General features: G+C 67.8%; 10 protein-coding genes. 4 read left to right on the top strand and 6 right to left on the bottom strand.

Annotated elements, in window-relative coordinates:
- Positions 1-146: 146 nt before the first annotated feature.
- The gene (locus AC3A6P_RS35895) at positions 147-731 is read right to left on the bottom strand and encodes a TetR/AcrR family transcriptional regulator (RefSeq protein WP_487697409.1); all 585 of its coding nucleotides are present in this window, start codon (positions 729-731) and stop codon (positions 147-149) included.
- A gap of 51 nt (positions 732-782) precedes the next feature.
- Between AC3A6P_RS35895 and AC3A6P_RS35890 the strand changes: the two genes are divergently transcribed.
- Positions 783-1,805, top strand: a complete 1,023-nt coding sequence (locus AC3A6P_RS35890; RefSeq protein WP_487697408.1) for an NAD(P)-dependent alcohol dehydrogenase — start codon at positions 783-785, stop codon at positions 1,803-1,805.
- 5 nt (positions 1,806-1,810) lie between these two features.
- On the opposite strand, the gene AC3A6P_RS35885 is transcribed toward AC3A6P_RS35890, so the two are convergent.
- Entirely contained in the window at positions 1,811-2,386 is a 576-nt protein-coding gene (locus tag AC3A6P_RS35885; protein WP_487697407.1) for a VOC family protein, read from the bottom strand.
- A complete protein-coding gene (locus tag AC3A6P_RS35880; protein WP_487697405.1) occupies positions 2,383-3,789 on the bottom strand; it encodes a cytosine permease in 1,407 nt (468 codons plus the stop codon). The genes AC3A6P_RS35885 and AC3A6P_RS35880 overlap by 4 nt, the downstream gene beginning before the upstream one ends.
- Positions 3,790-3,879: 90 nt before the next feature.
- Here AC3A6P_RS35880 and AC3A6P_RS35875 point away from each other — a divergent pair, with 90 nt between their 5' ends.
- Positions 3,880-5,451: a PucR family transcriptional regulator gene (locus AC3A6P_RS35875; RefSeq protein WP_487697403.1), complete on the top strand. Its 1,572-nt coding sequence runs from the start codon at positions 3,880-3,882 to the stop codon at positions 5,449-5,451.
- Here AC3A6P_RS35875 and AC3A6P_RS35870 read toward each other — a convergent pair.
- From AC3A6P_RS35870 to AC3A6P_RS35860, 3 genes are read right to left on the bottom strand one after another with little or no spacing between them, the layout of a single operon-like run.
- Positions 5,448-6,308, bottom strand: coding sequence for a polysaccharide deacetylase family protein (locus tag AC3A6P_RS35870; protein ID WP_487697401.1), 861 nt, complete (start codon positions 6,306-6,308; stop codon positions 5,448-5,450). The genes AC3A6P_RS35875 and AC3A6P_RS35870 overlap by 4 nt on opposite strands.
- Positions 6,305-7,405, bottom strand: coding sequence for an NADH:flavin oxidoreductase (locus AC3A6P_RS35865; protein ID WP_487697400.1), 1,101 nt, complete (start codon positions 7,403-7,405; stop codon positions 6,305-6,307). The genes AC3A6P_RS35870 and AC3A6P_RS35865 overlap by 4 nt, the downstream gene beginning before the upstream one ends.
- A 2-nt stretch (positions 7,406-7,407) precedes the next feature.
- On the bottom strand, positions 7,408-8,028 hold the full coding sequence (locus tag AC3A6P_RS35860) for a DUF1989 domain-containing protein (RefSeq protein WP_487697398.1): 621 nt from the start codon (positions 8,026-8,028) through the stop codon (positions 7,408-7,410).
- Between the two features lie 117 nt (positions 8,029-8,145).
- On the opposite strand from AC3A6P_RS35860, the gene AC3A6P_RS35855 reads away from it, so the two are divergent.
- Both AC3A6P_RS35855 and AC3A6P_RS35850 read left to right on the top strand, forming a co-directional pair.
- The gene (locus tag AC3A6P_RS35855) at positions 8,146-9,369 is read left to right on the top strand and encodes an amidase family protein (RefSeq protein WP_487697396.1); all 1,224 of its coding nucleotides are present in this window, start codon (positions 8,146-8,148) and stop codon (positions 9,367-9,369) included.
- Positions 9,370-9,547: 178 nt separating this feature from the next.
- A complete protein-coding gene (locus tag AC3A6P_RS35850) occupies positions 9,548-10,189 on the top strand; it encodes a GntR family transcriptional regulator (RefSeq protein ID WP_487697394.1) in 642 nt (213 codons plus the stop codon).
- Positions 10,190-10,425 lie beyond the last annotated feature (236 nt).

Here is a 10,425-nt window from a genome sequence, read left to right as displayed (position 1 = left end):
TGGTGGTCACCGACGACGGCCCGGTGATCCTCACGAAGTTCCCGGCCCAGGAGTTGTTCGTCGCCAACGAGTACTAGGACCCGTCGGGCGCCGGCTCGTGGCTGTGGAGTTGTTGCACGCTGATCGCGGGTTGGCGTGCCTTGAGTTCACATTCGTGCATGCGGGCGCTCCTCGGTGAGGAGCGTGATGTAGGTGTCGATGAGGTTCTCGGCGCTGGTTCGCAGACTGTCCGTCCCGAGTAGGCCGCTGGATTCCAGGCCGGCCACGCCGTGCGCTCCGGTCAACAGGATGGCGGCGTAGCGGTCGGCGTTGTGTTCACCGGCGATGTCCGCGGCGAGGGCGTGGAATTCGTCGCAAAGGCGTTGCGCTCCCTCGATCACCGCGCCCGGATCGCCCGCCGGTGGGGTGAACATCAGCTGATACAGATGGGGCTGCCGGCGATTGAGGTCGATCAGGACATGAACCGCGGCTCGCAGTCTGTCCGCAGCGGCTAGCTGTTGCCCACGCAGCGCATGCATCTCGTCGGCCACACGATCCCAACCCATGGCGGCGACCGCCGTCAACAGCCGGCCCTTGTCGGCGAAATGCCCGTAGGGAGCGCCGCGGGTGACACCCGCACGGGCACCCACTTCACGCAGCGTCACGGCCTCGGGGCCGCCGCTGTCGAGTAACGCGGCGGCCTCGTTCAGCAGGGCTCGGCGCGTGGCGGCGGCTGACTCGGCGCGACTCATGATGCACCCATCTTATGTGACGGCGTCATCTGAGGTGCTACCGTCATTCATATGACAACGTCATATGAAGTTAGCGCTTACGCCGCTTACGCCCCCGGTGCTCAACTCGCCCCCTACACCTACGACGCCGGCGAACTCGGACCGCTCGAGGTCGACGTCGAGGTCGCCTACTGCGGGATCTGCCATACGGATCTCGGCGTCATCGACCACGGCTCTGCCGGTCCGGCGGTTGCCGGACACGAGGTGGCGGGCATCGTGACTGCCGTCGGTTCGCTGGTCGACACCGAGCGGTTGTCAGTGGGGCAGCGTGTGGTGGTGGGCGCTGTTGCGGGCTCGTGCATGAGCTGTCGGTACTGCCTGTCCGGCCGTCAGCAGCTCTGCGCCCGGCGGGACGGGATGGCCCATCGCGGCGACCGGGGCGGCTTCGCCTCGTCCGTGCGGGCCGGCGACTGGCGCTTCGTCTACCCGCTTCCCGAGGCCATCGACCTCGAGGTCGCGGGCCCGCTGATGTGCGCGGGCGCCACCGCGTTCGCCCCGTTCATCCGGCACGGCATCACACCCGCCGACCACGTCGGCATCGTGGGGATCGGCGGGCTCGGCCATCTGGCCGTCCAGTTCGCCCGGGCCTGGGGATGTGAGGTCACCGCCATCTCGTCCACGCCCGACAAGCGTGATGATGCCGCCGAACTGGGCGCCCACCACTACATCGTCACCCGCGGTACCGCTGAATTGTCGAATGCTGCAGAGACATTCGATTACCTCATCAGCACAGTAACTGCGGACATCCCGTGGGATGAGTACCTGGCCGCATTGAAACCGCAGGGCACGCTGATCGTGGTGGGTAATCCGCAGAAGCCGATGCAGATCGATTCCATGTCCCTGGTGTTCTCCGAGAAGAAACTCGCCGGCGGGTTGGTGGCGTCTCGTGAGGAGACCGCCCAGATGCTCGACTTCGCTGCCCGGACCGGAGTGCGGCCGGTGATCGAGTCCTTCCCCATGCCTGATATCAATCGGGCGATCGCTCGGGTTCGAGCAGGCGATGTTCGTTACCGGGCCGTCCTGGCGGCCCGGTAACGGGTTCATCCCCGCTGCGCCCGCACCGGCGGCGCCTGGCCCTCGGGTGGGGGAGCGGGATACCACTCCTCGGGTTCCGGCCACACGAAACCCGCAGGAATCGAATAGGTTTCGAACACCGTGCCCGTCGCCTCCTCGGTGTCGAAGAACGCGAACGCGTTGGCGTCCATGAACCTCCCGGACTGCACCAGCGGGAAGCCGCGCCCGGTGAACTCACCAAGGCGCTGCTCCCACGGCTTCTCGTCGCAGTCGAACGCGATGTGCTGGATGCCCTCGCCGTGGGTGTCGAGGAACTGCTGGAAGATCGACGGCCCGTAGAGCGGCTGCATGATCTCGAATGCCATGTCGCCGACGTCGGCGAAGCACACCTTGATCGCGAAGTCGGCGGCCTCGCCGCGATAGGTGCGGTCGGTGACCGTGGCCGAGTCGAAGGTGTACACCCGCCACGGCCCGATCCCGAGGCGCACCAGGCCCTCCATGGTGCGCCGATGATCGGCGGTGACGAAGCAGATCTCGATCACCTTGCCCAGAAAGCTGTTGGACAGCTCGGTGGCGCTGACGACGCTCGGAAGTTCCTTCATGCCCGCACCTTACGGGCCAGCAGGTAGTACAGCCCGCCGGCGACGACACTGCCGGACAGCCAGGAGAAGTCGGAGTTGCCCAGCGCGATCGCCAGCGGGCCCTGCATGGCCGGCACCAGGCCGTACTGCCATGACCAACCCGCGACGATCCCCGCCGCCAGGCTGATCAAGCCGGCAGCGTTGTACCTGCCGTGCTCGGCGCCGTAAAGCGAATCGACGTCGAGGGCGCCGCGCCGGATCACCAGATAGTCGACGAGCATGATGGCCGCCCAAGGGCTGATCCACACCAGGATGGACACCATCCAGTTGTCGAAGGCATGCGCGAAGCTGTCGGCGTTGACGAACACCGCGAGCACACCGGAGGCCACCGCCCCGGCCACCAGCGTCACCTTCCACCGGGCCGCCCGCACCCCGATGGACAGCGCCGCCAGCGAGCATGAGTAGAGGTTGAGGATGTTGGTGGCGATGGGGCCGTGAATCAGCAACAGCAACACCGGGATTGCCATCACACCGAACGTGCTGACCACCAGCGTGGAGGGATCGCTACCGCTGCCCGCACTCGCCAGGCAGGCGCCCAGGGCAGCCAGCCACACCGTCGGGATGTACATACCCAGCGACGACGACCAAAACACTGTCCTCGCGGAGGCGGACTTGCGGACGAACCGGCTGTAGTCGGACGCGTAGGGAATCCAGGTCAGGCCCCAGCCGATGCCGATGGCCGTGAGCAATTGAGTGATGGCCGTGAACTTCTCACCTGGCTCCAGCGCCGCACCCGCCGGCGACCAGTTGACATCGGTGGTGGCGATGGCCAGCACGGTCATCGCCGCCATCACCAGCACGGTGGCCGGGACGGTGTACTTCTCGAAGCTGCGGATGGCGTAGAAGCCATACAGCGCCAGACCGAGTTGTATTGCCATGATGCCGGCGGCCACCACGAAATCCAGCCAGACTCCGCCCGTGACGCCGACCTCCGCGAGCATCGCCAACACCAGATCGAGTACCACCCAGGTGTTGACGCCCACCCAGCCCATCGTGAGGAAGAACTGCACGACGCCGGGAACCACGGCGCCGAAGCGGCCGAACGGTGCACGTCCGAGCACCATCTGGTTCACCGCCGTCCGGTGACCGATCACGTTGAACACCCCGAAGACGGCGCACCCGAGCAGGTTTCCCGCGGCGACGACGATGAGCGTCTCGATCAGGCTCAGGCCCAACGTGATTCCGAGCGCACCGAGCACCCAGTTGATCGGCGCGATGTTGGCGCCGGACCAGATCCAGAACAACTCCCACGGCGAACAGTCGCGGCTGTCATCGGGAATGGGTTCGATACCGTGGGCGTCGAACGGCACGGCGGCATCCTTGTGCGACTCGTCATGCGCGATATCGGCGGGACTGGTTGACATCAGGTTCTCCTCACGAGTGTGACTTGCACCATCGAAACACCGCCGCCGGCGGCCGAGCAGTGTATAAAGATCCATCATCAGCGGATGTGAATGGATGTAGATACAGCCATGTTGAGTCTGAGTGCCTTGCTTGCCGAATCCGCACTGGAGCTCGAGGTGGAGGTCTCCGGGCCCGCGGGGGCGCTCGACCGGGAGGTGCTGTGGCTGCACAACACCGAACTGCCTGACCCGTCGCCGTACATCCGCGCTTCGGAAGTGGTGCTGACCAACGGCCTGTGGCGCGACACCACCACCGCGGCCGGTTTTGTCGCCGCGCTACAACGCGCCCGCGCCGGTGGGCTGATCTTCGGTCTCACAGAACAGAATCCGAGCGCACCAACGGATCTGGTCGACGCCTGCGCCGGCGCCGGACTGCCGCTGGTCGCCCTGTCGGTCGCGGTGCCGTTCACGGCCATCACCGAAGCCGCCGCACGGATCCAGGGGGCGGCGCGCCAGGACGCATTGGCCAAGCTGGTACGCCGCGGTGACGCGCTGGCACTGTCGATCGCCCGCGGCGGGGGAGCCGAAGGCGTACTGGACGTCCTGCGCCGCGAGCACGATCTGCCGCTGCTGGTGATCGACCGGCTGGGCCGTCGCCTGGCCGGCGACGGGGTTGATCCCGAGATCGACCGTCGGGCCGCCGACGCGTTGGCGCGGCGGCCCCCGCCGTTGGAGGCGGACCTGCCCGGAGTCGGGCCGTCGGCGGTGTTCCTGGTGGAGGGGGCCATGGGTGACATCGATGCCGGGGTGTTCTGTCTGCGGCCGCTGGCCCAGATCAGCGACGCCGAGCGGGCGGCCGTCGAGCAGGCGGCGCGGTTCCTGAGCCTGGAGGTCACCAAGCAGCAGGCCCTGCAGGCCATCGAGTCGCGCTTTGCCAGTGAACTGCTGGAGATGGTGCTCTCCGGCGCGGCCCGGGCTGCTGACGTGCGGGATCGGTTGCGCGCCTTCGGTATCGATCCGAACGCACAACTGGCGGTGATCGCCATCGTGGTCGGCGACGGGCCGGTGCGCCCGCCCGGGTCCACCGACGAGATCGAGGCGTTTTTCCGCGGCCGGGGCATCCCCGCTGTGGTGGTGGCCGGCAGCCAGGACACCGTGGCCGTGTTCCCGTGGAATACCACCAGCGCCGACGTCGTCGCGCTGTGCCGCCGGCTCGTCGACGCGGTGACCGCTCGTTTCCCCGACGAGCGCGCCGTCGTCGGAGTCGGCGCGCTGGCCCCGGATTCGACGGCGTTGCGCGAGCCCCTGATCAGTTCTCGGGAGGTGTGCCACGTCCTGCACCGCCGCGACGGCGCCTCGCGGGTCGGGACCTTCGCCGACGTCAGCACCTACCGGATGCTGCTGGGTCTGCACGACCGCAGCGTGCTGCGGCGCTTCGCCGACGACATCCTGGGCCCGCTGCGCGCCCACGATCAGCAGTACGGCACGGAACTGGAACGCACCCTGCGGGCGTTCCTGAGCAACGACGGCCAGTTCGCCACCACGGCAGCCGAACTGTTCGTCCACGTCAACACCCTGCGTAACCGCTTGGCGCGGATCGGGGAGCTGGCCGGGCGCGACGTCACCCGACTCGAGGACCGGGTGGACCTGTTCCTCGCGCTCGAGGCGGACACCCTGGCCTAGTCGGGGTACACCTCCGGCGAGGCGGGCGGACGCGTCAAGACGCGGGGTTGGATCATGCTGTCGCCGTTGACGTCCCGGGCCAGGTCGCGGCACCGGGCGAAGTGGACATCGCCGAGCTCCTGGGCATGCTCGATCAACCCTCGCAGCGCCATGAGCCGGCCGGGACGGCCCGACAGGAACGGATGCACACAGAGGTTGAACAGGCACCGATAGCGGCGCATGGCGTCCAGCTCGGCGCGCCACATCTCGGCGACCTTCACCGGTGACTCGATCACCGCGCCGATGTGCGGATCCGGCAGGTAGGCATATTGCTCCCAGTCGTCGAGCGACCAGTGCACCGGCAGTTCCACAATCGGTGAACTGCCGGTGGCGATGCGGTACGGACGGTCGTCACCCATCAGCGAGGAGTCGTAGGTCAGACCGAACTCGGCGATGAGCTCCGGTGTCTGCCGGCTGGCGCCCCACAGCGCCGCCCGGTGGCCGCTGATCTCGATACCCTGAGCGGCGAAGACATCCATGGCGCGGGCGAAATCGGCGCGCTCCTGCGAAGCGGTCATGGTGACCGGCGAGCGGTGACTGTAGGAGTGGTGAGCTACCTCGTGACCACGCTCCACAATCGAAGCCGCCAGCCCGGGCCGGTGCTCGGCCACCCAGCCCGGCACGAAGAATGTTGCCGGAACCTCGAGTTCGTCGAGCATGTCGAGGATGCGGGGCACCCCGACGTCCGGGCCGTAGGACTGGTGCGACATCGTCATCAGATGATCGGCGTAGTGCCGGCCCTGCGCCAGAATCGGCGTCTCGGCGTCGACATCGAAGGTCAGGGTGGCCACTGCCGCGGAGCCCCCGTGCCAGGTCACCGGTTCGCCAGCCAGGAGCGTGCGTTGCCCAACGTGGCCATCGGGGACAGCATCCCGTGGTCGAACGTGTCCAACTCGGTGCCGCCGGCGATCCGCTGCGGCAGATCGGGGTTGGCCAGCGCGCCACGACCCAACGACAGCAGATCGGCGTGGCCATCGTCGAGTACCTCGGCTGCCTGCCGCAGATCGTGCATGCCGCCGTTGGCCATCACCGGCAACCCACTGACCTCGCGGGCCAGCGCGGTGAGCGTGCGTCCGTCCGAGAGGCGGGCGGTGTCGATGAAATTGCGGCCCTCGCTGGCGATGTGCAGACAGTCGACACCGGTGCCCGCCAGCGCGGTGAAGATGATCTCGGCGTCGGCGGCGCCGCCGGGCCAGCGGTAGGTGAAATCATTCACCTTTGTCTGCGACAGCCGGACCCCCAGCACCAGATCCGGCTCCGCCGCTCGGATCTCGCGGAGAATCCACGCAGTCAGCCGGATCCGGTTCTGCACACTGCCGCCGTACTCGTCATCGCGGGTGTTGGTGTAGCCGGTGAGGAACTGGTCCAGCAGATAGCCGTTCGCGGCGTGCACCTCGACACCGTCGAAGCCGGCACGGCGCGCCCGAGCAGCCGCGGACACGAAACCGGCCACCACGTCGTCGATGTCGTCGGCGGTCATTGCCTGCGGCGTCGGCCAGGTGCCGGAGCCGCCGTACTCTTCGAGCTTCTCACCGCGCGGTGTGATCGCCGACGGTGCGATGGTGTGGTCGCCATACCCGTTGCCTTGCGACAACGCCCCGGCGTGCATGAGCTGAGCGATGATCGGAACACCCTGTGCGTGAACGGCTTCGGTCACCGGGCGCCAGGCCGCGACGTGCGCCTCGGTGGCCAGGCCGGGCTGGTTGAGGTAGCCCTGGCTGTGGGTGGTGTCGGTGTAGGTGCCCTCGGTGAGGATCAGGCCGAAGCCGCCCCGGGCGAAAGCGGAGTAGTAGTCGGCCATCTCGGCGGTCGCGGCGCCGTCCGCAGTGGCGGATACGCGGGTCATGGGCGCCACGGCCAGGCGGTTGGTCAACGCCAGGGTGCCGAGTTTCTGAGAGGTGAGTGCAGTGTGCATGATCAGATTTCCTTTGAAGTGGTGTTGGTTTCGATGACCAGCGGTGTGGGGCGGTCGCCGTTGATGGCGTTCAGATCCATCGGGCACGCGGACACCACCACCACGCAGTCCATCGCCGCTTCGAAGGTGATGGCGTCACCAGGGCGCGACACAGCGGGCAGCCAGCGCAGCTGGCCGTCGGCGCCCACCGGGATGTTCATGAAGACGTTCACCGGCTGAGGTGTCACCGGGGTCGACAGGCCGAGCGCGGCCAGAGCAGCCCGTAGATTGGCCGCACACGACCGGTGGTCGGTGGCGCCGAGCGCACGGTAGCGCGCGGAATCGCAGGCCGCGATCAACATGTCGTGCACCGCGGGTGAGGTGTCGCCGGCCAACGTCAGAATGGGCCGGCGACGGTTGGTCACGAACTGCTCACCGATGCGGGGGAACAGCCGTCCGACCGAGGTGCGGGTGTGCGACGAGGACAGGTGCTCGGTGACGTCCTCGGCCGCGAAGGCGAACACGTCGCCCACCTGCCGGCCTTCGACGTCGACCACCCGTACCTGTTCGCCGCGGTGCACCAGGACGGCGCGCCCAGCGCCGGCCGGCACCTCCACGGTGGTGGTACTGCGTGTTGTCTCCATGGTCGCATTCAACGGACCGGCCACGCCCGATCATCATGGTGATCTGCACACTGTTTGACGCCTACGGCTGGAGGATCCTCCATCGACCATCGGGACCAGCGCTTTTACCGTGCTGGAATGCAGACATGCACCGCGCAGGAGGCGACCGAGCGCGCACTCGAATGCGCCTCGACGCCCACCATGCTGGCCGTCACCGCCCACCGCGCCCGGGAGGAAGCCCGGGCCAGTGATCGTCGGCGCCAGTCGTTGAGCCCCGTGGACGGGATGCCGCTGGTGTGGAAGGACTTGTTCGACGTCGCAGGCACCGTCACCACGTGCGGGTCGGCACTGCGGGCCGACTCGCCGGCCGCCACCCGGGACAGTGCTCTGGTACGACGGCTGCGCGACCTCGGCATGGTGACGGTGGGCAAGACCAACCTCAGCGAGTTCGCCTTCTCCGGACTCGGGATCAACAGGCATTTCGGCACCCCGGTCAATCCGGTGAACCCGACGCTGGTGCCGGGCGGGTCGTCATCCGGATCCGCCGTGGCCGTCGCCTCCGGTCTGGTGCCGGTTGCGGTCGGCACCGACACCTCCGGCTCGGCGCGCATCCCGGCCGCGTTCACCGGCTGCGTCGGCTACCGTGCCAGTCGGGAACGTTATGGACGCAACGATTTTCACGCGCTGTCACCGACGCTGGACTGCGTCGGCCTGCTGGCACGGGCGGTGGCCACGATCCGGTTGCTCGACGGGCTGATTGTTCCAGGGCCCTCGTGGGCGCCGGTCCGCCGAGCGGTGATCCCCGCCGGGGAATGGACCGACGACTGTACTCCCGGTGTCCGGGCGGCGTTCGACGCGGCGGTGGACCGATTACGGCACAGCGGCATCGCGGTGAGTGTGCGCGCGGTACCAGCCATGGACGAGGCGCAGCGGCTGTTGGATGAGCACGGCACGATCGTCGGTGCCGAAGCGTATGCGGCTTACGGCGGCCTCACCGGTGTCGAACCGGCCACCTGGCGGCGGGTGCAGAGCAACGCCGACGTCACGGCTGAGTTGGTTCGTCACGCGATGTCGAAGCTGCGCAGAAGATTTCGAGCGGACCTGCAAGGCGCGCTGCTCCTGTGCCCGACCGTGCGTCACGAGCCGCCGCGCATCGCCGACCTGCTCGCCAGCGACGCCGCCTACGACGCCGCCAACGCCAGCACCCTGCGCACCACGATGGTGCTCAGTTACCTCGGCACCTGCGGGGTGTCGCTGCCGCTGCCAAGAGCCGGACTGCTGGTGTCGGCGCCCCAAGGTGACGACGGCACACTGCTCGCGACCGCCGAGCGGTTCGAGAGCCTCGTTTGTCCAGGGTGGTGAGGCCGTCAAAGCCTGGTTTGTCCAGTCCGGCCGCGGACCCGCGGGCCAGCCGTACGCCGCCTAAAAACTATGGTCATCGTGCATTTCGAGGAGATCCGCGCACGCTGGATTTAACAGCTTCCACGGTGCGCCGCCGTTGTTAGTTTCGAGCAGTTCGACACGTCGATGGGAAGCCAAGATGATCACTGATACCCACTCCGATGACGGGCTGTCCGAGATCACGGCCGCCGTGACCGACCCGAGCTCACGCGGAATAGCCAAGGCGGTCCAAACCTTGATCCGCGACGGCGCACTGGCGCAGGGCTCTCGCCTGGCCACGGTGCGCCGGGTCGCCGAAGCCCTGAACGTCAGCCCCTCGACCGTGTCGATCGCGTGGACCGACCTGCGGCACGGCGGCTGGGTGCACACCGACCGCAGGCGTGGCACCGTCGTCGCCGCACCGGCGGTCGACACCCGGCCGTGGTCGGACTACCCATTCGACGAGCACCTGCCCGATCCCCGGTTGCTACCCCCGCTGGAGGCGGCGTTCGCCGCGGCAGCCGCCGGCCGGCGCGCCGACCATGACACCGACGCGGTCGACCCTGCGCTGCTCGACGCCATCACGGCCACCTGGCCATACAGCCCTGCGGCCGTCACCGTGGCCAACGGCGGGTACGAAGGAACCCTGCTGGCGCTGCGGGCCACGGTGCAACCCGGTGGCGCCGTCGCCGTCGAACACCCCACCGCACCACGCATCCTCGAGACACTGCGGGCCGTGCGTGCAATGGTGATACCGGTACACGGCGACGCCGAAGGGCACCGAGGACGTCGACAAGCCTGAGTACAAGAAGGTCTTCGAGCTGTACAACTCCGACGCGGTGGAGCAGTTCATCATCGAGACATACCCCGAAGGCCAGGTGATTCCGGCCTTCGGGGAGCCGGTGGGGGTGGCGGCGGCCCCGTGAGGGCCCTCACTCAAACCGACGAAATGCCCGTTCGCTCTCGCTCATAGTCAAGTGGTTGAAGAAACATTTACGCGGTTTGGCTAACGAGTGCGGCTAAGCGTTGGGCTGGGGT

It is taken from the genome of Mycobacterium sp. Soil_C_30, assembly GCF_057656995.1.
The sequence above is the reverse complement of the archived record's forward strand: the minus strand, read 5'-3'. Positions and strand labels throughout refer to the sequence as shown.

What these genes read in the sequence shown, in the direction of transcription:
- AC3A6P_RS35880 (WP_487697405.1), bottom strand. Translation starts at nt 3,789, where the DNA reads ATGTCAACCAGTCCCGCCGATATCGCGCATGACGAGTCGCACAAGGAT.
- AC3A6P_RS35860 (WP_487697398.1), bottom strand. Translation starts at nt 8,028, where the DNA reads ATGGAGACAACACGCAGTACCACCACCGTGGAGGTGCCGGCCGGCGCT.
- AC3A6P_RS35885 (WP_487697407.1), bottom strand. Translation starts at nt 2,386, where the DNA reads ATGAAGGAACTTCCGAGCGTCGTCAGCGCCACCGAGCTGTCCAACAGC.
- AC3A6P_RS35890 (WP_487697408.1), top strand. Translation starts at nt 783, where the DNA reads ATGACAACGTCATATGAAGTTAGCGCTTACGCCGCTTACGCCCCCGGT.
- AC3A6P_RS35865 (WP_487697400.1), bottom strand. Translation starts at nt 7,405, where the DNA reads ATGCACACTGCACTCACCTCTCAGAAACTCGGCACCCTGGCGTTGACC.
- AC3A6P_RS35895 (WP_487697409.1), bottom strand. Translation starts at nt 731, where the DNA reads ATGAGTCGCGCCGAGTCAGCCGCCGCCACGCGCCGAGCCCTGCTGAAC.
- AC3A6P_RS35855 (WP_487697396.1), top strand. Translation starts at nt 8,146, where the DNA reads ATGCAGACATGCACCGCGCAGGAGGCGACCGAGCGCGCACTCGAATGC.
- AC3A6P_RS35875 (WP_487697403.1), top strand. Translation starts at nt 3,880, where the DNA reads ATGGATGTAGATACAGCCATGTTGAGTCTGAGTGCCTTGCTTGCCGAA.
- AC3A6P_RS35850 (WP_487697394.1), top strand. Translation starts at nt 9,548, where the DNA reads ATGATCACTGATACCCACTCCGATGACGGGCTGTCCGAGATCACGGCC.